General features: G+C 72.7%; 21 protein-coding genes, 1 tRNA gene and 1 pseudogene. 6 read left to right on the forward strand and 17 right to left on the reverse strand.

Translation table 11 applies throughout. From position 1 onward, the window contains the following. Nucleotides 1-6 precede the first annotated feature (6 nt). Together FM110_RS09335 and FM110_RS09340 are read right to left on the reverse strand one after the other, a co-directional pair. Nucleotides 7-876, reverse strand: coding sequence for a methylenetetrahydrofolate reductase (locus FM110_RS09335; RefSeq protein WP_087104493.1), 870 nt, complete (start codon nt 874-876; stop codon nt 7-9). 92 nt (nt 877-968) lie between these two features. Then, entirely contained in the window at nt 969-1,916 is a 948-nt protein-coding gene (locus FM110_RS09340) for an alpha/beta hydrolase (RefSeq protein WP_234992146.1), read from the reverse strand. Nucleotides 1,917-1,974: 58 nt separating this feature from the next. Between FM110_RS09340 and FM110_RS09345 the strand changes: the two genes are divergently transcribed. Further along, nucleotides 1,975-2,631 (forward strand): GNAT family N-acetyltransferase, encoded by a 657-nt coding sequence (locus FM110_RS09345; RefSeq protein ID WP_087104494.1) that lies wholly within the window; start codon nt 1,975-1,977, stop codon nt 2,629-2,631. After that, on the forward strand, nt 2,583-3,425 hold the full coding sequence (locus FM110_RS09350; RefSeq protein WP_087104540.1) for an isoaspartyl peptidase/L-asparaginase family protein: 843 nt from the start codon (nt 2,583-2,585) through the stop codon (nt 3,423-3,425). The genes FM110_RS09345 and FM110_RS09350 overlap by 49 nt, the downstream gene beginning before the upstream one ends. A 51-nt stretch (nt 3,426-3,476) precedes the next feature. On the opposite strand, the gene FM110_RS09355 is transcribed toward FM110_RS09350, so the two are convergent. After that, entirely contained in the window at nt 3,477-4,277 is an 801-nt protein-coding gene (locus tag FM110_RS09355; protein ID WP_087104495.1) for an SDR family oxidoreductase, read from the reverse strand. Continuing rightward, the gene (locus FM110_RS09360; RefSeq protein ID WP_087104496.1) at nt 4,274-4,807 is read right to left on the reverse strand and encodes a MarR family winged helix-turn-helix transcriptional regulator; all 534 of its coding nucleotides are present in this window, start codon (nt 4,805-4,807) and stop codon (nt 4,274-4,276) included. Before FM110_RS09360 ends, FM110_RS09355 begins: the two co-directional genes overlap by 4 nt. 206 nt (nt 4,808-5,013) lie before the next feature. Here FM110_RS09360 and FM110_RS09365 point away from each other — a divergent pair, with 206 nt between their 5' ends. Both FM110_RS09365 and FM110_RS09370 read left to right on the forward strand, forming a co-directional pair. Next, nucleotides 5,014-6,978 (forward strand): heavy metal translocating P-type ATPase, encoded by a 1,965-nt coding sequence (locus FM110_RS09365; protein WP_087104497.1) that lies wholly within the window; start codon nt 5,014-5,016, stop codon nt 6,976-6,978. A 57-nt stretch (nt 6,979-7,035) separates the two neighbouring features. Further along, a complete protein-coding gene (locus FM110_RS09370) occupies nt 7,036-7,257 on the forward strand; it encodes a heavy-metal-associated domain-containing protein (RefSeq protein ID WP_087104498.1) in 222 nt (73 codons plus the stop codon). Between the two features lie 38 nt (nt 7,258-7,295). On the opposite strand, the gene FM110_RS09375 is transcribed toward FM110_RS09370, so the two are convergent. After that, nucleotides 7,296-7,955, reverse strand: a complete 660-nt coding sequence (locus FM110_RS09375) for a Crp/Fnr family transcriptional regulator (protein ID WP_087104499.1) — start codon at nt 7,953-7,955, stop codon at nt 7,296-7,298. Between the two features lie 171 nt (nt 7,956-8,126). On the opposite strand from FM110_RS09375, the pseudogene erm reads away from it, so the two are divergent. Both erm and FM110_RS09390 read left to right on the forward strand, forming a co-directional pair. Further along, nucleotides 8,127-8,891 (forward strand): annotated as a pseudogene (gene erm, locus FM110_RS09380) (23S ribosomal RNA methyltransferase Erm); the annotation flags it as partial. An 809-nt stretch (nt 8,892-9,700) separates the two neighbouring features. Further along, a complete protein-coding gene (locus FM110_RS09390; RefSeq protein ID WP_143276351.1) occupies nt 9,701-10,138 on the forward strand; it encodes a hypothetical protein in 438 nt (145 codons plus the stop codon). 525 nt (nt 10,139-10,663) lie between these two features. Here FM110_RS09390 and FM110_RS09395 read toward each other — a convergent pair. The 12 genes from FM110_RS09395 to FM110_RS09450 form a co-directional block, all read right to left on the reverse strand. Beyond that, nucleotides 10,664-10,736: transfer RNA gene (locus FM110_RS09395), tRNA-Ala, on the reverse strand. Between the two features lie 95 nt (nt 10,737-10,831). Next, entirely contained in the window at nt 10,832-11,521 is a 690-nt protein-coding gene (locus FM110_RS09400) for a histidine phosphatase family protein (RefSeq protein WP_234992150.1), read from the reverse strand. After that, on the reverse strand, nt 11,518-11,919 hold the full coding sequence (gene rsfS, locus FM110_RS09405) for a ribosome silencing factor (protein ID WP_087104503.1): 402 nt from the start codon (nt 11,917-11,919) through the stop codon (nt 11,518-11,520). Before rsfS ends, FM110_RS09400 begins: the two co-directional genes overlap by 4 nt. Then, nucleotides 11,916-13,079, reverse strand: coding sequence for a hypothetical protein (locus tag FM110_RS09410; protein ID WP_087104504.1), 1,164 nt, complete (start codon nt 13,077-13,079; stop codon nt 11,916-11,918). Before FM110_RS09410 ends, rsfS begins: the two co-directional genes overlap by 4 nt. Continuing rightward, complete coding sequence (gene nadD / locus FM110_RS09415) at nt 13,057-13,680, reverse strand: nicotinate-nucleotide adenylyltransferase (RefSeq protein ID WP_087104505.1); 624 nt, start codon at nt 13,678-13,680, stop codon at nt 13,057-13,059. The genes FM110_RS09410 and nadD overlap by 23 nt, the downstream gene beginning before the upstream one ends. A 4-nt stretch (nt 13,681-13,684) precedes the next feature. Then, nucleotides 13,685-13,915, reverse strand: coding sequence for a hypothetical protein (locus tag FM110_RS13855; protein ID WP_143276352.1), 231 nt, complete (start codon nt 13,913-13,915; stop codon nt 13,685-13,687). 78 nt (nt 13,916-13,993) lie between these two features. After that, nucleotides 13,994-15,346, reverse strand: a complete 1,353-nt coding sequence (locus FM110_RS09425) for a glutamate-5-semialdehyde dehydrogenase (RefSeq protein ID WP_087104506.1) — start codon at nt 15,344-15,346, stop codon at nt 13,994-13,996. A gap of 86 nt (nt 15,347-15,432) precedes the next feature. After that, a complete protein-coding gene (gene proB, locus FM110_RS09430) occupies nt 15,433-16,593 on the reverse strand; it encodes a glutamate 5-kinase (protein WP_087104507.1) in 1,161 nt (386 codons plus the stop codon). 3 nt (nt 16,594-16,596) lie between these two features. Then, the gene (gene obgE, locus FM110_RS09435; protein ID WP_087104508.1) at nt 16,597-18,162 is read right to left on the reverse strand and encodes a GTPase ObgE; all 1,566 of its coding nucleotides are present in this window, start codon (nt 18,160-18,162) and stop codon (nt 16,597-16,599) included. A gap of 149 nt (nt 18,163-18,311) precedes the next feature. Further along, entirely contained in the window at nt 18,312-18,566 is a 255-nt protein-coding gene (rpmA, locus tag FM110_RS09440; protein WP_087104509.1) for a 50S ribosomal protein L27, read from the reverse strand. A gap of 39 nt (nt 18,567-18,605) precedes the next feature. Beyond that, nucleotides 18,606-18,914 carry a 50S ribosomal protein L21 gene (gene rplU, locus FM110_RS09445; protein WP_087104510.1) on the reverse strand — a complete coding sequence of 103 codons (309 nt, stop codon included), beginning with the start codon at nt 18,912-18,914 and terminating at the stop codon, nt 18,606-18,608. A 260-nt stretch (nt 18,915-19,174) separates the two neighbouring features. After that, nucleotides 19,175-22,141, reverse strand: a complete 2,967-nt coding sequence (locus FM110_RS09450; RefSeq protein ID WP_087104511.1) for an Rne/Rng family ribonuclease — start codon at nt 22,139-22,141, stop codon at nt 19,175-19,177. Nucleotides 22,142-22,368: the final 227 nt, after the last annotated feature.

Below are 22,368 nucleotides of genomic sequence, written 5' to 3' on the forward strand. Positions count from 1 at the left end.
GGGCGCTCAGGCGGGCTCGGCCGGACGGTGCTGGGCGATCCAGCGGGCGGTCGCGAGGACTCCGCCGAACGTGTAGAAGTGCAGCGCCACATCCCCGGTGTCGGCGCCGAGGCCTGCGTCGAGGTCACGGATCATCCTCTCGGGCCCGGCGGTGCCCAGCAGGTTGGTGAGGGAGAAGCCGTAGGTGCGGGCGATGCTCGCCGACGACGCGACCCCGAACCGTGAGGCGTACGTAAGCAGGCGCTTGACGCCCGCCGGTCCTGGGACCCCGATGCGGATGGGCAGGTCGATCCCGCGGGCGCGGACCTCGCGGATCCAGTCGAGGACGGGCACGGAGTCGAAGCCGAATTGCGTGAGGATCGATCCGGTCAGTCCCTGCTCTCGCAGGGCGGCGACCTTGGCCTCGAGGAACTCCCAGAGCTGCGCCTCGGACAGGTGGCGATGGCCCGACGGGTATCCGGCGATCGAGACCTCGGTGAAGCCGTGCTCGGCGGGCAGCCCCGAGCGGATCAGATCCAGCGAGGACGCATAGGGCCCCATCGGCTCGGCGGGGTCCCCGGCGACCGCGAACAGGAGCGTGGAGCCGACCTCACTGCGCAGCGCATCGAGGAACTCGGCGAACTCCGCCGTCGAGGCCATCCGTCGAGCGGCGACGTGGGGCACGGGCGTGAACCCTGCGTCGGCGACGGCTTTCGCGGCGCCGACGCGCATCGGGCGGTCCTCATTGCCGAGGAAGGTCACGTTGATGCGTGTGCCGGGGGCGATCAGCGGTGCGGCCTCGCGGAGCGCCGCGACGTCCTTGCCTGTCATCTCGAGGGAGGGAGCCCGCAGGAGCATCGATCCCGCCAGGTCGAGGTCATCGTGCCGCTCCGTCATATCCTTCACCGTTTCCGCTGGTCACCTGTCCTGCAACGCGACAGCTCCAGTGTGACGCAGTTCACGGCGATGGTCCAAGGTCCGGAGGCGAGTCACCCCACCGCGTCGAGCGCCTCATCGGTCGCGCGCACGATCTGCTCCTGCGCCTCGTCTCGGGTGATCGACGCGGTGCCGTCCCCGGGCTGGGCGCCGTAGTCGCCGAAATGGGCGTGCACGGCGCCGTCGATGACGATGAACCGTGCGGACGCCGGGAGCTCGGCGCGGCTCGCGGCGATGTCCTCGGGCGTGGAGAGCCCGTCGCGCGTGCCGCTGATCGAGGTGACGCTCAGTCCGTCGCGGTCGGCCAGCGAGCCCGCCGGGTACGAGGCCCACAGGACGAGGGCGTCGACGTCCGCGTCTTCGGCGGCCGCGGAGGCGACGACGCCGCCGAGGCTGTGCCCGCCGACCGCCCAGCTCGTGACCTCGGGGTGGTCTGCCATGATCCGCCGGTGCGCCTCAGGGGCGAGCATCGGGAGCTGCAGGGGCTCCTCGACGATCACCACGGTGCGGCCCTCGGCGGCCACCCGCTCGAGCAGGGGGATGTACGCGCTCAGGTCCACGCGGGCACCGGGCCAGAACACGAGACCGGTGGTCGTGGAACCGTCCGCCGGCGCGAGGGTGATGGTCCCGTCGCCCTCGTCCACCGCGACGCCCGCGACCGGCGCCGGGGCCGGGTCAGCGGGGAAGGGCCGCAGCCAGATCGTGGCCGCGAGCAGTGCGATGCTCAGGAGCACCCCGAGCAGCCGGGCGAGGTGGGCGCCGATCCGCGTCGGCCGATCCCGAGGGCGACGACTCCCGCTGACGATCAGGTGGAGCATGCCGATCACGATGACGACGGCGATCAGCGCGAGGTGGGCGGGGTGCGCCGCGGACAGCACGTCCCAGCGCGTGGCCAGAGTCCAACCCGCGGCCAGGAGGAGGGCGAGGCCGAGCAGGGCGTGGAGGGACCGGAGGATGGTCTGTGCCCATGACCTGGACGTCCGCTGCTCCGTGCTGATCACGTCCTCACGCTATCGCTGCGGCGTCCGGGCACGAGGCAGGCATTGCTAGCGTGGCGGCATGCCCACGTCTCCCGCCCCGTCCGAGGGTGCCTGGCCCCTGCACACCGCGCGCCTGGCGCTGAGGCCCCACCGCAGCGATGACGCGGACCCGCTGCAGAGGATCTACGGGCAGGCGGACGTCGCCCGCTTCCTCCTCGAGGAGCCGTGGAACGTCGCGGATGCGCAGCGCCGGGTCGCCGAGAGGATCCCGCGAACGGGTCTGGACTCCCCCGCCGGTGCGCTCACACTGGTGATCGAGCACGACGGCACCGTCATCGGCGATGTCGCACTGTGGTTCGGCGACCGGGAGCAGCAGACCGCGGAGATCGGCTGGGTGCTCGATCCGGCCCGCGGCGGACAGGGCCTGGCGACGGAGGCCGTGAACGCAGTGCTCGACCTCGCCGTCGCCCGCTGGGACCTCCACCGGATCAACGCCCGGATGGACGCCCGCAACACGGCATCGGCGGCCCTGGCAGAGCGCGTCGGGATGCGGCGCGAGGCGCATTTCCGCCGGGACTGGTGGTCCAAGGGCGAGTGGACGGACACGCTCGTGTACGCGACGCTCGCGGAGGAACGGCGGCTGCCGCCGGCTGGTCCCTCGTCGTCCACGGCGGTGCCGGCGGTCGCATCGCCGAGCTCTCCGCGCAGCGCACATCCGCGTTCCGCGCCGGACTGACCGCCGCGCACGGTGCCGGTGCAGATGTCCTGTCCGCTGGCGGCAGCGCGGTCGATGCCGTGTGCGCCGCAGTCGGAGCGCTCGAGGACGATCCGCTGTTCAACGCCGGGCGCGGCGCCGCGCTCACGCTGCAGGGGACGGTCGAGCTCGACGCCTCGATCATGACGGGCGATGGGCAGGCGGGCGCGGTCGCCGTCGTGGACCGGGCCCGCAGCCCGATCCGCGTGGCGCGGCACGTCATGGAGGCGACGCCGCACGTCCTGCTCGCGAGCCCGGATGACGCGCTGGTCGAGGCCGCAGGCGTCGAGCTGATGGACCCCGATTACTTCGTGACCGAGGCGCGGCGCCGCCAGCTCGAGCGGATCCTCGCCGACGAGGAGGCTCCACTGACGCACGGCACCGTCGGCGCCGTGGCCCGGGACAGCGCGGGACGGATCGTCGCGGGCATGTCGACCGGCGGGATCTCGAAGCAGCTGCGCGGCCGCATCGGGGACACCCCGATCATCGGCGCCGGGACCTGGGCCCGCGACGGGGTCGTCGGCATCTCCTGCACAGGAGACGGCGAGGCGTTCATCCAGGGCGCGGTGGCGCACGACGTCTTCGCGCGCATGGCCTACGGGGGCCAGAGCGTCGCGGAGGCGGCGAGCTCGACGTTCGCCGCCGAGTGCGACACGCGCGGCTCCACGGGCGGCCTCATCGCCGCGACCGGCGACGGGAGCGTGCTGCTGTGCCACAACTCGGCGATGATGCTCGCCGCCTTCTCCCAGGACGGCGAGACCGTCACCTGGGTGTGAGGCGCGCCCTGCGGGCCGGGAGCGTAGGCAGGGCGCGCCGTCGACCGCGACTCAGACCCGGTCGTTCCAGGACCAGATGTCGTCGCCGCGCAGCGAGGCGTCGGCGCCGCCGTCGTCATAGATGGTCTGCCCGGCCACGTGGGTGTTCTCCTCGCTCGTGAGCCAGATCAGCAGCGTGGCGATCGACTCCGGGTCCTGGTGGCCGTTCAGCGGCATCGGCACGGCGTCGTCGACCATCTTCCTGCCCTGCGGCGTGGACAGCAGGCCCTTCGTCATGGGGGTGACGACGGTGCCGGGCGCGACCGCGTTCAGGGGGATCCCGCTGCCCGCCCAGTCCTCGGAGATGGACTGCCGCCGCACCCAGCGGGAAAGCGCGCGCTTGGAGGAGGAGTAGGTGAGGAAGCCGACCCGCGGCCCCTGCTGCTCGAGCGTCTCGCCGATCGCCAGCGCGGCAGCCTCGTCGCCGTCGAGCATCGCCTGCACCAGCTCGGCCGAGACCGGCTGCAGCGAGGCCATCGACGAGACGACAGCCGCCCGCGGCGCCGCGCTCCCGCGCAGGGCGGGCAGGAGGTGCTCGAGGAGCTCGGTAACGCCGAAGTAGTTGATCGACACCGTCTTCGCGATCGGCGCGGAGATCCCGGCGCAGGCGATGACGGCGTCGATCGTGCCGCCGGCCAGCTCGATCGCCTTCTGAGCCGCGTCGCGACGGCCCTCGGCGACCGAGAGGTCCGCGTCGATCTCGGCATCGTGCAGGTCGATCCCGATGACCTGGTGCCCGCGCTCGCGCAGGATGCGCGCGGTGGCCGCTCCGATGCCGGATGCGGATCCGGTGATGACGTAGGTGCGAGTCATGATGTCCTCCGTTCGAATCGGTCGCCCGGTGCGACCGAAGCCTGTCGCTGCGCGGATGCAGCCCCCTCGCCGTCCTGCCCCAGCACCTGCGGGACGAAGCGCGCCAGCAGCTGCGCGAACCGTTCGCGCTCGTCCGGATCCCACTGCCGCAGCGCTCCCCCGACGCGCTCGACCCCGGCGCCGCGCAGCAGCCGGTAGGCCTCCAGTCCGCGCCCGGTCAGCTGCACGCGCTTGGCGCGACCGTCCTCTGGGTGATCGTGCACGTCGACCAGGTTCTCCGAGACGAGGCGGCCGAGGAGCTTGGAGGCTGTGGGCCGCGTCAGGCGGAGCACGTCGGCGAGCTCGCTGGGGCGGGCGGCGCCGCCCCGCAGGCCGAGCGCGTACACCGCGCGGATCGCGGTGTCGTCCAGGTCGAGGCCGACCTCGCGGACGATCTCGCGCTGCGCATGGGGCGCGGACCAGTGCGCGAGCAGGCGCACCAGGTCCCGCAGGACCCGCTCTTCGAGGCCATCCGCCGGTGCATCGCCCATGGGACGAGCATACGGGTTTCGGTTGCCTCAGGCAATCACTGTTGCGGACTGACCGCCGCCTGCGCGGGATTGGCACCGTGCATGCGCGGCCGGAGACGCACTGCCATCATCGCCGATCGCGACTTGACCCAGGACAAGGCCGCCCGACCCCACCCCCTGGTGCACTGAACGCACTCGATCCGATCGGCCCTGGAAGGGGGACCCTCATGCATGCGCGCACCAGAGCCCGCATCTCCGCCGTCAGCGGCACGCTCCTCATCATCGCGCTGGGCGCCTGGGCTGCAGCGCGCACGACGGGCTCACCGACCTGGTCGGCGCTCCAGGACGGGGCGCTCGTCATCGCCGCGATCATCGCCGGCGCCCCGATCGCCCGCTCGGCTCTCGCGGCGCTGCGCCATCGGGCCTTCTCGATCGATCTGCTCGTGACGATCGCCGTCTCGGGTGCGCTCATCATCGGGGAGTTCGTCGAGGCGGGCGTGGTCGCCTTCCTGTTCGTGTTCGGATCGTGGCTCGAGGCCCGCACGCTCGAGCGCACCCGCGGTGCGATCCGCGACATGATCGATATGGAGCCGCGCACGGCCGAGGTGCTGCGCGACGGGGCCACGGTCACGGTGCCGGTCGACCAGGTGGGCGTGGGCGAGCATGTCGTCGTGCGCACAGGCTCGCAGATCCCGGTCGACGGCGATGTCGTCTCAGGCAGCGGGCACGTCGACGAGTCGGCGATCACCGGCGAGCCCGTCCCCGCCCGCAAGGACCTCGGCGACTCCGCGTTCTCCGGCACATCCCTCACGGACGGCTTCCTGACGGTCCGGGCGCAGCGGGTCGGCGCCGATACGACGTTCTCGCGGATCATCGAGCTCGTCGAGGACGCCCAGGACTCCGCATCGAGCACCCAGCGCTTCCTGGACCGGTTCGCGGCCTGGTACACCCCGGCGATCATCGTGAGCGCGGTCATCGTCCTCCTCCTCACGCGCGATCTGCACTTCGCCCTGACGTTCCTCGTCATCGCCTGCCCGGGCGCCCTGGTGATCTCCACACCCGTCTCGATGGTCGCGGGCATCGGCAACGGCGCACGGCACGGGGTCCTGCTCAAGGGCGGCGATGCGGTCGAGCGGCTCGCCGCCGTGGACACCCTGGTCGTCGACAAGACCGGAACGCTCACGCACGGCAGGCCCGAGCTGACCGTCGTCCGTGCGGTCGACGGCGACGACACCGGGATGCTCGCCCTCGCCGCCGGGCTCGAGCAGGCGTCCGAGCATCCGCTGGGGCGGGCCGTCGTCGAGGCGGCGACCGCTCGCGGGCTCGTGCTCGCCGAGCCCGCTGACGTGACGGTGCACGCGGGCTCGGGGATCTCCGGTCTCGTGGACGGCGAGCGCGTGGCCGTCGGCTCCCCGCGCCTGCTCGCCGACCTCGGGGCCGGGCTGGAGCCGGCGCTCGCCGAGCAGGCCGCTGAGCTTGAGCGCGGCGGCGCCACGGTCTTCTTCGTCGCACGCGGGCCACGGGGCTCCGCCGCGGTCCTCGGGATGATCGCGGTGGCGGACACGGTCCGCCCGGAGGCCGCGTCCCTGCGCACGGTGCATCACCTCGGGATCGACCGTGTCGTCATGCTCACCGGGGACAACGCCCGCACCGCCGGCGCGGTCGGGGAGGCCCTCGGGATCGATGAGGTCCGCGCCGAGCTCCTCCCGGAGCAGAAGGTCGACGCGGTGCGGGAGCTGACTGCGACCGGACGCAGGGTCGCGATGATCGGCGACGGCATCAACGATGCGCCGGCCATCGCCTCGGCCCACGTCGGCATCGCGATGGGCACCGGCTCCGATGCGTCGATCGACGCGGCGGACGTCGTCCTCGTGGGCAGCCGCTTCGACCAACTGCTGCATGCGCGCCGACTGGCCCGTGCGACGGTGGCGAACGTCCGGCAGAACACCGCGATCGCCCTGGTCACGGTGATCGGACTGCTCCTCGGGGTCCTCGGCGGGGCGGTCTTCATGTCGCTGGGCATGCTCATCCACGAGGGATCCGTGCTGCTCGTCGTCCTCAACGCGATGCGCCTCATCCGCTTCCGCACCGAGTCGGCGGACATGTCCACGAGCCGCCGGGGACCGGATGCCGCGGAGCACGGCGGGGAGCCCGCGGAGCTCCCCGTGAAGGAGGGCGCGATGACGACCTGATCCACGACCCCGCGCGCAACCGGCCGCCACCGATCCGAGAATCGAGAGGAACGCACCATGACCATCACGACCACCACCTTCCGCACCGAGCCCTTCTCCTGCCCGTCCTGCATCTCCAAGATCGAGTCGGCCGTCGGCCGCATGGAGGGGGTGCACAGCGTCGATGTCGGCTTCAACTCATCACGCGTGAAGGTCGCCCACGACACGGAGACCGTCGCGGCCGACACCCTCGCCCGCACCATCACGGATCTGGGCTACGCGGTCAGGTCCTTCGCCTGAGCGGCGTGGACGGGCGCCCCGGGAGACCGGGGCGCCCGTCATTGCACAGCGGCGAGTGCGTCGGCGGCGCGCACCCGGATCACGCCTCCGGGCCGCTGCTCTATGAGCCGCTCGTCCTCGAGGCGGCGAAGTCGCCGCGACAGGGTCTCCGGCGTGGTGCCCAGGAACGAGGCGAGGTCCCTCTTGGTCATCGGGAGGACGATCGTGTCGGAGCCGGCGCTGGCCGCGAGCGCGGCCAGGTACTGGCCCAGCCGCGACATCACCGACTGCCCGGTGATCGCGGCGAGCTGCTCCTCGGCCGCGGTGAGACGCTCCGACACCTCGACGAGCATGCCCAGGGCGACGCCGGGCTGCTCGCGGAGCACGGCGGCGAGATCCGCGGCGGTCAGCTGGCAGACGGTCACCGCCGACATCGCCGTCGTCGTGTGAGCCTCCCGGCGGCCGGTGAGGACCGCTCCCTGCCCCGTGAAATCGCCCGGGGCGAGGATGCGCAGCAGCTGCTCCACCCCGGTGTCGGACGCACGAGACTGCCGCATCCGCCCGCTGTGCACGACGCGCAGCGCCGGGGCATCCCCCGGCAGGGCGATGACCTCCCCCGCCGCGAAGGCCCGATGCACGAGGCGCTCTGCGATCGCCTCCTGAGCAGACGGTTCCAGCCCGCTGAAGATCGGGACGGAGGCGACGCAGCTGGGGGCCATGCGACTGACACTACCCGGCTCGGCAGCACGTTCCACGGCACTGCTTCGCTGCGCCTGCGCAGCCGCTGACGGCGGCGAGCGACACCTCCGCGTCCCTGCTCCCGCCCCTGGCGTCCCCCGCCGGGCGGCTCCTCCTGCATGCCCGGCTCCGCATCGACCACGGAGCAAGCAGTGCCCACCTACCGTCACGGCCGTCATGAGCACGGCCAGAACTTCCTGACCGATCCTGCACCCATCGCCGCGATCACCCGCCTCGTGGCCGCGTCGACCGGCCCCATCCTCGAGATCGGCCCCGGCGACGGCGCCCTCACCGTCCCGCTGAGCCGACTGGGCAGACCGCTCACGGCCGTGGAGATCGATCCGCGCCTCGCAGAAGGCCTGGCCCGGCGACTCCCACCGCACGTGCACGTCCTCACCGGGGACTTCCTCTCCCACCGTCTGCCGGACTCGCCGCACGTGCTGGTCGGCAATCTCCCCTTCCACCGGACCACGGCGATGCTGCGGAAGATCCTGCACTCGCCGGGGTGGACGGAGGCGACGCTGCTGGTGCAGTGGGAGGTCGCGCGGCGCCGGGCCGGCGTGGGCGGGACGACGATGATGACCGCCCAGTGGGCGCCCTGGTTCGAGTTCGCGCTGGACCGCCGCGTCCCCACGCGCGCCTTCGCCCCGAGCCCCGGTGTCGACGGCGGGATCCTCACGATCCGCCGCTGCACGGACCCGCTCCTGCCGGAGGTGCAGCGCGCCCGGTTCCAGGCGCTGGTCCATCGCGTCTACACGGGGCCGGGGCGCGGGCTCGGGCAGGTCCTCGCCCGCAGCACCTCTCTGGGCACGCCCGAGGCGGCCCGCACCTGGCTGCGTCGCCACGGCATCACGCCGTCGGCCCTTCCCAGGAGCCTGTCGACCGGCGCCTGGGTGGATCTGTTCAAGACGACGGGGTCCTCCCCGCCCCGTCGGCAGGGCCGAGGTGCCTCGGGCAGCCAAGGTCGATCGCTCGGTCGCGGTCGATCAGGCGCTCAGGGCAGTACGCACCCTCAGGGCCATACACGCGCTCAGGGCCCTTCGCCCCGGCGCTCGCGATGAGCGCGGCACCCTCGCCGCGGGCGGGTCACCGTCGTAGGGTCACGGTCGGGCGCTCGGGCGACGACGCCGCACGCCGCGCCGCGCCGCACGACGCTTCACCGCGGTGATGGGCATGACGCCCTCGGAATCCCGACGGCGCCGAGAATCAGCGCCACCGGCTCCGTGATGCGTCGACGTCTCCCTGGCGCTCAGCCTCTCGAGCAGATGCCTGCGGGCTCTTGGTCGAGACTCACCCCGTCATGCCCTCCTGAGGCGATGTGCTCCAGAAAGCCGCAGGAAAGGAGGTGCGGGATATGCCCCTCCTTCGCGGGGACCGCCGAAGCCCCTCAGATCAATGATTCGCGCTCACCCCTGGAACCCCTCGATGACCGGCATGGACGGCTCCTTCAACGGGGTGCGGCAGTGCAGGGTGAGGTCCGGCACGCACCCGATGTTGCTGCGTGAGATCTGCACGCCTCGGCGGATCTCGACGACACCGTCCGCGGGGCCCGGTTCACGTGCGGGGATCGATTCTCGCCGCATGTCCCGATCGGGGAAGGGCCCTGCGACTGGGGTATCCCCCACGATGACCTCCGTGCCGGGCCCTCGGACATACACGGTGCCGTCGCCCGTGCCCACCTCGGCGACCTTGCCCGCGGCTCAACGTCGCCTGCGCCCTCCGTGCGATGCCAGTGGTCTGGACCGTCATCTGCCTCGATCAGGATGTCGGTCCCCTCGAGAACGGTGAGGACCTCATCGAGACGGGCGGACGGATGATCCCATGCCATGGCGTAGGTGGTGGTGACGGACAGCTCGCAGTGCTGGATCGCCGGGATCAGGAGGCCGGGTTCGACGCCGCTGCACGACACGTACCAGGTCTGTTCGAGCGGTTCGCCGAGCACGGGCTCGAGAGCATCTCTGCGAGCAGTCTCCTCGGTCTCGACGTCGTCGATATGCGCCTCGTAGCCAGCCTCGTCATCGGCGCGAGCGCGAGCCGCCGGGCCGCTGACGCCACCACGGGCATAGAGGAGGCCGCCGGCGACCACGACCATGGCCAGCAGACCCATCAGGCAGGCGACGATGATCAGCGTCCGGCCCGTTCGCCTTCTCGCCGTCATGGCTGAGCCACCTCCACGCTGTGCGTCAGCACCGACGGTCCGCCCTTCACCGCTCGTGCCCGCATGCCGACCCCCGACCCCGTCGCGCCGCTCCGGTCCCCTCAGCTGGGCCCCTGGGCCCGCCCGAGGGCCCTGTCCGATCATCCTCCCTGCTCAGAACTTCGCCTGCAAGGGAAGCACCTCGCCTGCAAGGGAAGCGCTGCACCCAGCGCGGGGCCTCGATTCGGGCGACCAGCAGGTTCTCGGGCTCGTGATGGAGAGGTCGTCCAGGACGTCATCCGCCGATGAAGGCCGACTCCGAGCAGGGACCGTGCCCAGGGGGCCGGCTGAGAATTCGGTGCGGTCCACTCAGTCCTGGTGGATCAGGTGACGTCTCGCCGTCGTCGTTCATCGGCGTGTGGGGACGACGTCTCCAGCCTCCGCATCCAGTGACGTCGAACGTCCGGAGCCGGTCATGCCCGCGACAGCAAGAGGCCCGCCGGATCTCTCCGGCGGGCCTCTTGACGAGTCACTGTCTCACGGTTTCTCGAGTGGAGCTAAGGGGATTCGAACCCCTGACCTCTTCCATGCCATGGAAGCGCGCTACCAACTGCGCCATAGCCCCGTGGGCGTCTCCAGCGCGAGGCTCGGACCGGTGTGTACCTGCTCTTCCGATGTCTCCTCGCGTGGCGACCTGGTAACTCTACAACGACCCCGCCGTCATGCGAAATCCGGGGCGAGGTTGTGTGACACCAACCTCATCAGGCGCCCCTCGGGGTCCGCGAGCAGCGGATCGAGCACGGAGCGGTGGCAGTTCTCGAGCCCGGAGATGCCGCGGAAGGCATCGGGGTCCAGGCCCAGCAGGTCGCTGATCCCGAGCGTGATCGCGGCCCCGTGGGCGACGATCAGGACGGTCTGACCGGGGTGCGCGGCCATCACGCGGCGCGCGGCGGCGCCCACGCGCAGCGATGCCTCGGCGCGGGACTCCATGCCGATGCCGACGACGTTGTGCCGCGCCCGCCAGGCCTCGAACTGCTCGGGCCACTGCGCCCGGATCTCCTCGCCCGTGAGCCCTTCCCAGGAGCCGAATCCCCGCTCGACGAAACCCTCGTCGAGCGCCACCTCCCGGCCGATGGCCTCCCCCACGGCGCGCGCGGTCTCGGCGGCGCGCTGCAGCGGGGAGGCGACGATCACGTCGGGGACCGCCGCGCTCGCGGCGATCGAGCGGGCCAGGGCGAGCGCCTGCTCGCGCCCCGCCGCGTTCAGCGGGATGTCGATGCGGCCCTGCATGCGCCCGGCCGCGTTGTAGTCGGTCTGCCCGTGACGGGCGAGGATCAGCCGACCGCTGCCCTGCGGACGGGCCGCCGGGTGCAGGGAGGCCGACGCCCCGGGCTCGGCGGGCGCGCTCACGCGGACGCGCCGGCGTCGCCCTCTGCCGGGCGGCCGTCGTCGAGGCCCAGGTCGATCACCGGTGCATCGCGCCACAGGCGCTCGAGGGCGTAGAACGCGCGGTCCTCGGCGTGCTGGACGTGGATGACGATGTCGGAGTAGTCCAGAAGCACCCAGCGGGCGTCCCGCTCGCCCTCGCGGCGCACCGGCTTGCGGCGCAGCTTCTCGAGCATGTCCTTCTCGATGCCGTCGACGATGCCCGCGACCTGGCGCTCACTGGTGCCGGAGCACACCAGGAAGATATCGGTGATGACCAGCTGCTCGGACACGTCCAGGGCGATCACATCGCCCGCGAGCTTGTCGGCGGCGGCCTGACCGGCGACGCGGGCCAGCTCGATGGATTCTTCGGGGGCGCTCACGAGAGGGGGACCTCCAGGGTCGGGACGAGATGGTGACCGGCGAGGGAGATCCCCGCGCCGGAGAGATCGAGGGCGGAGGCGGCGCCTCCGCCGAGGACGCCCGTGGCCAGGAGGACCACGAGGGCGATGACGGCGAGGGCGACGAGCGCCCACACGATCCACATGACCGGACTCCCGGAGCCCGAGCCGCCGCTGCGGTTCAGCACGCGGCCCTCGAAGCGCGGGGCGGGCTTGGGCGCCGGGGCATCTCCCACGGACAGCTCCCCGAGCTCGACGCCGTCGGAGTCCGTGGGGATCGCGGTGGCGGTCACGGTCGCAGCCGCACCAGGCGCAGCGGCGTCGGCCGGCGCCTCATCGATCTCGATGATCCGGGCGCGGCGGCCGAAGCGGCGCAGGCTCGGCACGGCGGGCTCCGCGGGGACGGCCCACGGGTTGTGCTCGCGGGGCTCCTCGGCGTCGGGCGCCGACGCGGCGTCGACGGCCTGCACCTGGTCCTCGTCCGACGGCTCGGACTCGGGATCCCCCGCACCGTCGTCGCCGGACGGGTCCTCAGACCTCGGCGAGTCGGTCTCCGGCGCGTCGTCGGCGTCGGACTGCTCCTCCGCCTGAGTCTCGGACTGCTCGTTCTCGGACTGCTCGTCCGCAAACGGATCTGTGTCCGCGGCGGGCTCGTCGGAGGCGTCGGCGACGGGTGCATCGGCCCCCTCCGCGTCGGACTCCTCCGCACTATCGGCGAGAGGGTCCTCGACGCCGTCAGCGGGGGAATCCTCGACCGGCTCGATCTGCTCGGTGACGGGCTCGCCCGCGGTACCAGGCTCATCCGCCGAAGCGGGGTCCGCCGCCGTATCGGGGTCCTCTGTCGGGTCCGTCGCGTCCTCGGCTGCGTCCTCGGCTGCGTCCTCGGCCTCCGCGGATCCGTCGCCCTGGGGCGACTCGTCGGCAGCGCTCGCGGCTGCATCGTCGCTCGGGGCCGCGTCGTCGCTCGCGGCCGCATCGTCACTCGCGGGCTTCGCGTCGTCGATCGGGCCGTGGACGGCCTCGTACTCGGCGCGCAGGCGCTCGAGCTCGGCGACCTCCTCGGGGGTCAGCTGGCGGGCCCGTCGTCCGTGACGACGGGGTGCGGGCGACGCGGACGCCTCAGGTACGGGGCTGGTCTTCATCGTCGTCACCTCCTGTGTACAGGCCGTACTTGTTGATGTACTGCACCACCCCGTCGGGCACGAGGTACCAGACGGGCTTGTCCTCGGCGACGCGGCGGCGGCAGTCGGTGGAGCTGATGGTCATCGCGGGCACCTCGATGAGGGTCACGCCGTCGGGCGGCAGGCCCTCGGTGTCCAGCTCATGGCCCGGACGGGTCACGCCGATGAAGTGCGCGAGCTCGAACAGGACGTCGGAATCGAGCCACGTGAGGATCGACTGCAGGGCGTCGGCACCGGTGATGAAGAAGAGGTCCGCATCCGGGTGCTGCGCGTGCAGGTCCCGCAGGGTGTCGGTCGTGTAGGTCTTGCCGGGACGGTCGATGTCCACGCGCGAGACGGAGAAGCCGGGGTTCGCGGCCGTGGCGATGACCGTCATGAGGTAGCGGTGCTCCGGGTCGGAGATGTCCCGCCCCTCCTTCTGCCACGGGCGTCCCGTGGGCACGAAGACGACCTCGTCGAGGCCGAACACGCTCTGGGCCTCGCTCGCCGCCACGAGGTGGCCGTGGTGGACGGGATCGAACGTCCCGCCCATCACGCCGATACGGCGCCGCGTCTGCTCCATCCGGTCAGTGCGAACGCTGCGAGCCGTGCGCGCCGTGCGTCCCGGCATCGGTCTCGCCCGCGCGCACCACGTCGCGGCTCGGGCGGTTCTCGACCTGGTTCAGGCCCTTGAAGAGGTAGGTGATGCCGAGCAGGCACATGAGGATCGCGAACGCCGCGCCGCCGATGAGGAAGGGCGAGACGCCCTCGCTGGCGTGGGCACCGCCCTCGGCGAGGATCAGGAGACGGTCGAGCATGAGGACGAGCCTTTCGTCGTGCCGGAGAACGGGGCCATCATCCCACAGGGCCGCGCGGCGCAGGCGCAGCCGGGCGCGTCACGGCCGGACGTGCCCGTCCCCGATCACATGCCACGTGGTGGTCGTCATCTCGGGCAGGCCCATCGGCCCGCGGGCATGGAGCTTCTGGGTGGAGATGCCGATCTCGGCGCCGAAGCCGAACTCGCCGCCGTCGGAGAACCGCGTGGACGCGTTGACCATCACCACCGCCGAGTCGACGCCCGCGAGGAAGGCCCGCTGGGAGGCGATGTCGTGGGTCAGGATGGACTCGGTGTGCCCCGAGGAGTGGGCGCGGATGTGCGCGATCGCGGCCTCGACGTCGGGGACCACGCGCACCGCCAGGTCCAGGGACAGGTACTCGGTGTCCCAGTCCTCCTCGGTCGCGGGCACGACGCTCGCCGTCGTCCCGGCCTGCGCGAGGATCTCGCGCGCCTGCTCATCGGCGTGCAGGGTGACGCCGGACTCCGCGAGGCGCGCGGCCACCCGCGGCAGGGCCTCGACGGCGGCGGCCTCGTGCACCAGCAGGGTCTCCAGCGCGTTGCACACGCCGATGCGCTGCGTCTTGGCGTTGGCGATGATCTCGAGGGCCTGGTCCAGGTCCGCGGTGGCGTCGATGAGGATGTGCGTGTTGCCGGTGCCCGTCTCGATCACCGGCACGATCGAGTTCTCGACCACGCGGCGGATGAGGCCGGCGCCGCCGCGCGGGATGAGCACGTCCACCAGGCCGCGGGCGCGCATGAGCACGTCGGCGCCCTCACGGCCCCAGCGGTCGATGCCGACGACGAGGTCCTCCGGCAGGCCCCGCTGCGCGAGCACGCCGCGCAGGCAGGCGATGAGGGCGGTGTTGGAGCTGATGGCCGCGGAGCCGCCGCGCAGCACCACGGCGTTGCCGGACTTCAGGGCGAGCCCCGCGGCGTCGACGGTCACGTTGGGGCGGGCCTCGTAGATCATGCCGACCACGCCGAGGGGCACCCGCACCTGGCGCAGCTCGAGGCCGTTGGCGAGCACTCCCCCGCGCACGACCTCGCCGACCGGGTCGGGCAGGGCGGCCGCGTCCCGCAGCTGCTGGGCGATCGCGGCCACGCGGTCGGCATCCAGCGCGAGACGGTCCCGCAGCGCCGGGTCCATGCCGGCGGCGTCGGCCCGCTCGAGGTCCTCGGCGTTGGCGGCGACGATCGTCGCGGCATCGGCCACGAGGGCGTCGGCCATGGCCGTGAGCAGGGCGTCCTTGTCCTGGCGGGTCAGGCGCACGAGCGCGGGCTGCGCGTCCTTGGCGGCGCGGGCGGCGGCGAGCACCTCCTGGGCGCCGGAGGCGGCATCCGGTGTCGCGGCGGTGTCCGGGCCGGTGGCGGTGTCCGATCCGGTGGCAGTGGTCGAGGCGTCGTCGCTCATGGAGCCCAGGGTACGGAGGCGACGGGGCGGGGGCGAAGAGGGGCCCGCGATGCGGGCAGCGGGAGGAGCGCGCGGGATCCGCCCGGTCAGTCGGCCGGCAGCAGCACCATCTCGTCGCGGTGGATGAGCGGGCGCCCGTAGCCCTCCCCCAGCTCGCGCCGCAGCTCGGCGGTGCCGCGCCCGGCCATGCGCCGCATCTCCTCCGAGCCGAAGGCCGCGAGGCCGCGCGCGAGCACACGGCCGTCGGGACCGCGCACGTCGACGGGCACACCCTCCGGGAAGGCCCCGTCGACGGACACCACCCCGACGGGGAGCAGGGAGCGCCGGCGCGCGGTCAGGGCGGCGGCCGCCCCGGCGTCCACGTGCAGCGAGCCCGCGCCGCGGGTCGCGAAGCGCAGCCAGACGAGGCGGGAGCGGCGCCGCCCGCGGTGGCCGGGGAAGAAGGTGCCCACGTCCTCCCCGGCGACCGCGGCGCCGAAGCGCTCGGCGGCCGTCAGGATCGTCGCGGTGCCGGTGCTCGCGGCGTGCTGGGCGGCGGCGAGCTTGGTGACCATCCCGCCGGTGCCGATGCTCGAGCCGACGGACCCGACGGAGACGCCCTCCAGGGCCGAGGCGTCGGGCACGACGTCGATGCGCCGCGACCCCGGCTCCGAGGGCGGGGCCGTGTACAGGGCGTCGACGTCGGTGAGGAGCACCAGCAGGTCCGCCCCGATCAGCTGGGCCACGAGCGCCGCGAGGCGGTCGTTGTCGCCGAAGCGGATCTCGCTCGTGGCCGTCGTGTCGTTCTCGTTGACCACGGGGACGGCGCCCATCGCCAGCAGCGCCTCGAGGGCGGTGCGCACATTGCGGTACGTCTCGGAGCGGATCACGTCGGCCTCGGTCAGCAGCACCTGGCCGGTGATGAGGTCATGCCCGGAGAACGCGGCCTTCCACGCCGAGGCGAGGAGCGTCTGCCCGACCGCGGCCGCGGCCTGCTGCGCGGCGACGTCGGCGGGACGCTCGTGCAGGCCCAGCGGCCCGAGGGAGGCGGCTATCGCCCCGGAGGACACCAGCACGACCTCGCAGCCGCGGGCGACCAGGCGCGCGGTCTCGTCCGCGACGGCAGCGACCGCGTCGGGGTCCAGGCGCCCGGATCCGTCCGTCAGGCTCGAGGAGCCGATCTTCACGACCGCCCGGCGCGCCGTGCCCACCTCGTCGCGCGCGAGCAGGCGACGGGGCTGACGGGGTGCGTCCGGGGCGGTCAGCACGGCTCAGTCCTCGTGCGCGGGCGCGTCGCCCGTCTCGCCCGTCGCGGCGTCGTCGACGGAGGGATCCGCCCAGTGCCCGGAGCGGCGCTCGTCCTCCATCGCCGCGAGCCGGCCCAGGCGGGCCTCGGTCCGGGCCTTCTGCTCGGCGCGCTTGGCCTCGCGGGTGGGACGCGAATGGTCCTCGAGGCGCGCGTCGGTGCCTCGGCGGCCCAGGTGCTCGGCGCCGCCCATGTGGGTGGGCTCCCAGTCGAAGACGACCGCGTCGTCCCCGGGACCGATCACCACGGTCGAGCCGGCGACGGCGCCCGCCGCGTACAGCTTCTCCTCGACGCCCAGGCGGTGCAGGCGATCGGCGAGATACCCGACGGCCTCGTCGTTGGAGAAGTCGGTCTGGCGCACCCAGCGCTGCGGCTTGTCGCCCAGCACCCGGTAGGCGACGTCCCCGTCATACTGGTCCTTGACCACCGTGAACGGGGCGGCGTCGCGGGCCTGCGGGGTGAGGACGATCGGGGCGGCCTCGGGCTCCGGCTCCTGCGCGCGGGCCTCGTCGACCAGACGGCCCAGGAGGAACTCGAGCTCGCGTAGGCCCTTGTGGGAGACGGCGCTGACCTCGACGATCGGCAGATCGCGCTCGGCGAGGCGCTCGCGGACCATCTCGGCCATGTCCTGGCCGTCGGGAAGATCGGTCTTGTTGAGCACGATCACCGTCGGGCGCTCCATGAGCGGCGTGCGGTCGGAGGCCTCGGCGTCCAGACGGTCCGCATAGGCGGCGAGCTCGCCCTCGATGATCTCGAGATCCGTGACGGGGTCGCGATCCGACTCCAGGGCCGCGGCGTCGAGCACGTGGGCGATCACATGGCAGCGCTCGATATGGCGCAGGAAGTCCAGGCCCAGTCCCTTGCCCTCGCTCGCGCCCGGGATCAGGCCGGGAACGTCCGCGACGGTGTAGCGGAACTCGCCGGCCTCGACCACGCCCAGGTTCGGGGTGAGGGTGGTGAAGGGGTAGTCGGCGATCTTCGGACGCGCGGCGCTCATCGCCGCGATCAGCGAGGACTTGCCGGCGCTGGGGAAGCCGACGAGCGCGACGTCCGCGACCGTCTTGAGCTCGAGGACGAGAGAGCGATCCTCTCCCGGCTCTCCGAGCAGCGCGAAGCCGGGGGCCTTGCGGGTGCGGGACGCCAGCGCGGCGTTGCCGAGGCCGCCGGTGCCGCCGCGAGCGGCGACGAAGCGGGTGCCCACGCCCACGAGATCGGCCAGCACCTCGCCGTCGCTCGTCGTGACGACGGTGCCCTCGGGCACGGGCAGCACCAGGTCCTCGCCGCCGGCGCCCGCGCGCATGTCGCCCTTGCCGAAGCCGCCCTTGGGGGCGCGCTGATGCGGCGAGTGGTGGTAGGCCAGCAGCGTGGTGGTCGAGGCGTCGACCTCGAGGATCACGTCGCCGCCGTGCCCGCCGTTGGCGCCGTCCGGGCCGGCGAGCGGCTTGAACTTCTCGCGACGGATGGAGGCGCAGCCGTTGCCGCCGTCCCCGCCCTGGACGTGCAGGACCACTCGGTCGACGAACGCGGCCATGAGGGCTCCTTCCGGGCGCGTGGACGCCGGCAGTGCGGGCGGGGCGCTCTTCATGCGAGAGGCCTGCCCAGGATAGGGAAAAACGACGAGGGGCGGAGAATGCTCCGCCCCTCGTCGAGGTGTTCGCGTCGGGCCGGAGCCCGGGGGTGTCAGGCGCCCGCGACGACGCTGACGACGTTGCGGTCGCGCTTGCGGCCGAACTCGACCGTGCCCGCCGTGAGGGCGAACAGGGTGTCGTCGTTGCCGCGGCCCACGCCGTCACCGGGGTGGAATTGCGTGCCGCGCTGACGGACGAGGATCTCGCCCGCGCCGACGACCTGGCCGCCGAAGCGCTTCACGCCGAGGCGCTGAGCGTTCGAGTCGCGGCCGTTCTTGGAGGAGCTTGCGCCCTTCTTATGTGCCATGTCGGAACCTTCTCTCGTTCTCGCCTGATGGGATCGCGCTCAGGCGATGCCGGTGACCTTGAGCTTCGTGAGCTCCTGGCGATGGCCCTGGCGCTTCTTGTAGCCGGTCTTGTTCTTGTACTTGAGGATGCGGATCTTCGGGCCGCGGAGCGACTCGACGATCTCGGCCGTGACCTTGACCTTGTCGAGCTCATCCTTGGCCGAGGTGACCGTGCTGCCGTCGACGAGCAGGACGGGAGCGAACCCGACGCTGTCGCCCGCCTCGCCGGCGACGCGGTTGATCACGATGGTGTCACCGACCGACACCTTCTCCTGACGACCGCCTGCGCGGACGATTGCGTACACCACGTCACTGCTCCATCTGTTCGGGAATCCGGGGTTGTGCGGACCCGCCTGGCCTCTGCGGACCTGCGACCGTCGACCTCCAGCGGACGCGCTCCTCATCAGGAGCGCCGTCGGGGGACGATGCGGTCGCGCAGACGCCGGAGGGCGGGGACGACTCGGGCGCGCAAATGCGCCAGGAGACAGCCTACGTTCCCGCCGCAGGCCGGTCAACCATCGCGACCGGCCTGACCTGCGGGAACGCAGTCATCGCCGTGTGGAACTCATCACGCCGACGGGGCATCGGAGCCGGTCGCGGCCCCGTCCGGCGCAACGTCGCCCTCGGGAGCGGTCGCCGCGCCCTGGGCCGACGAGTCCTCCCCCGCGGGCGCCGGGACCTCGGTCACCTCGCCCGATGCGTCCGCCGCAGCCCCCCGCTCGTCACCGCTGGTGACCTCGGGCTGGTCGACGCTGATCACCTGGCCGTCGACGGTCACCTCGGGATGCGAGTGCCCCGTGGTGGCGGCGGCGATCGACGCGATCGTGGCGCGCGCGAGCTCCCGGGAGGTCGTGTCCTCCTCGAGGCGGTGCACGTTCTCCTCGCCCGCGCCCGGCGTCTCTGCGGACTCCGGGGCCTCCTTGGACGATGCGCCCTTGCGGCCCGAGCGGCGGCGCGAGGGGCGGCTGGGCTCCTCCTTCGCCTCGGACTCCGCGTGGTGGTGCTTGCCGTCCATGTCGATCATGTGGCCGCGGCCGTTGCAGGCCTCGCAGGGCGTCGAGAACGTCTCGACCAGTCCGGCGCCCACGCGCTTGCGGGTCATCTGGACCAGGCCCAGCGACGTCACCTCGGCCACCTGGTGCTTGGTGCGATCGCGCCCGAGGCACTCGACCAGGCGCCGCAGCACGAGGTCGCGGTTGGACTCCAGGACCATGTCGATGAAGTCGATGACGATGATGCCGCCGGTGTCGCGCAGGCGCAGCTGGCGCACGATCTCCTCGGCCGCCTCGAGGTTGTTGCGGGTGACGGTCTCCTCGAGGCTGCCGCCGCTGCCGGTGAACTTGCCCGTGTTGACGTCGATGACCGTCATGGCCTCGGTGCGGTCGATCACGAGGGAGCCGCCCGAGGGCAGGTACACCTTGCGGTCCATCGCCTTGAGCAGCTGCTCGTCGACGCGGTGCTTGGCGAACACGTCCTTGTCGCCCATGTGGCGGGTGACGCGCTCGAGCAGGTCGGGGGCCACCGAGCTGACGTACTCGTGGACGTCGTCGTAGACCTTGTCGCCCTCGACGATCAGCGAGGTGAAGTCCTCGTTGAAGACGTCGCGCACCACCTTGATGGCGATGTCCGGCTCCTGCGACAGCGCGGCGGGCGCCGACTTCGACTTCTGCGCCTTGAGGATCTTCTCCCACTGGGCGCGCAGGCGCTCGACGTCGCGCGTCAGTTCCTCCTCGCTCGCGCCCTCGGCGGCGGTGCGCACGATCACGCCCGCGTCCTCGGGGATGACCTGCTTCATGATCTTCTTCAGACGCGCGCGCTCGGGGTCCGGGAGCTTGCGCGAGATGCCGGTCATCGACCCGCCCGGCACGAGCACGACGTAGCGGCCCGGCAGGGAGATCTGGCTGGTCAGGCGCGCGCCCTTGTGCCCGATCGGGTCCTTCGTGACCTGCACGAGGACGGGATCGCCGGACTTCAGCGCCAGCTCGATGCGGCGGGGCTGGCCCTCGAGGCCCGCGGCGTCCCAGTTGACCTCGCCGGCGTACAGGACGGCGTTGCGGCCCTTGCCGATGTCGACGAAGGCGGCCTCCATCGACGGCAGCACGTTCTGGACCTTGCCCAGGTACACGTTTCCCACCATCGAGGTCTGCGACTTCTGCGCGACGTAGTGCTCGACCAGCACGTCGTCCTCGAGGACGGCGATCTGGGTGCGGCCCGGGCGCTCGCGCACGATCATCGAGCGCTTGACGCTCTCGCGGCGCGCGAGGAACTCGGCCTCGGTGATCACGCTGCGGCGGCGACCGGCGTCGCGGCCCTCGCGGCGGCGCTGCTTCTTGGCCTCCAGACGGGTCGAGCCCTTGACGGCCTTGACCTCGTCGCGGCGCTCACGCACCTTGACCACCGTGTTCGGCGGGTCGTCGGGCGCGGGGCGGTCATCGCCCGAGCTCGAGCCCGAGCGGCGGCGACGGCGACGGCGACGGGTGGACGAGCCGGACTGCTCCTCGCCCTCGTCGCCGGAGCCGTCCTGATCGGAGGAGTCCTCGCCCTCGGAGGCGTCCTCGGAGGTGCTGTCGCCGTCGTCGGCGGCGTCGCCCGAGCGCTTGCGCGAGCGGCCGCCTCGGGAGCGCGAACGGCGCGAGGAGCGGCGAGTGCCCCCCGCGTCCTCGCCCTCGGCGTCCGTCGAATCCTCGGCCTCGTCCTCGGCGCTCTCCGCCTCGTCCTCGTCGGAGTCGTCCTCGGTGCCGGGGGCGCCGTCGTCATCGCCGCGTCCGCGACCGCGGCGTCCGCGGCCGCCGCGGCGCCGGCGGCGCCGGGAGGAGGACCCTGTCTGCTCATCGTCCGCCTCGGAGGACTCCTGCGTCTCCTCGGCCTCGCCATCAGCGGTCTGCGACGGATCGTCATCGGAGTCGTCCTCGGACGCGTCGTCATCGGACTCATCGCGGGCGGGACGGGTGGCCTGGGGCGAGGGCGCCTGGAACAGCAGGGAGGCGAAGTCGAGCTGGGCGCGCTCGCGGCGCTCCCCGTCGCCCTCGCGGGAGGCGCCGGGGGCGCTCGCGGCGAGAGCGGCCAGGTCGTCGGCCAGCGAGGTCGCCGCGGCGGGGGCGGGCTGCGCCTGCGGAGCATCGGCCTGCGCCGTCTGCTCATCCTGCTCCGACGCGGACTCCTGGTCCTCGTCGGCCTCGTCGGTCTCGGCGGAGGCCGGTGACGGCACTGCGGCCGTCTCGGCGGCGGAGAACACCGGGATGACGGGCGGGCCGGCGGGAGCGGAGGCCGCGCGGCGGCGGGGGCTGCGGCGCGTCGGCTCGGCGGGCTCGGCGACCTCGACCGGGCTCTCCTGCGCGGGCACGCTCGTGAGCGGGGCGCGCGGTGCGTCCGCGGGGGTCTCGGCGACGGGCTCGGCGACGGCGGGGGCGCCGACGGGGGCACCGGCGCGGCGTCGGCGCCGGGTCGCGGGCTTGACCTCCGCGACCTCCTCCGGTGCGGCGCCGTGCGACGTCTCGTCGCGGTCGTCTGCGGGTGTGCGGGAATCCTCAGCCATGGGGCTGCTCCTTACAAGCCGGTCCAGCGCACCCTGGGCCGGGTCTGGTCATCGCCCTGACGGGCGGAAGTCGTCTGCCCTCGCCGTCGCGCTGCTCCAGGTCGTGGAGCGCAGCGATGTCGATGCCCGAATGCAGTCTCGGTCGCGAATGGTCGCGGGGCCGGTTCTGGGCGGTCGACGCCGGGAGGTTCCTCCGCCCGGTACGGGGCCGAGGAGCGCTGGGCCAA

The organism is Brachybacterium nesterenkovii (assembly GCF_900163655.1).
GTDB classification, from domain to species: domain Bacteria; phylum Actinomycetota; class Actinomycetes; order Actinomycetales; family Dermabacteraceae; genus Brachybacterium; species Brachybacterium nesterenkovii.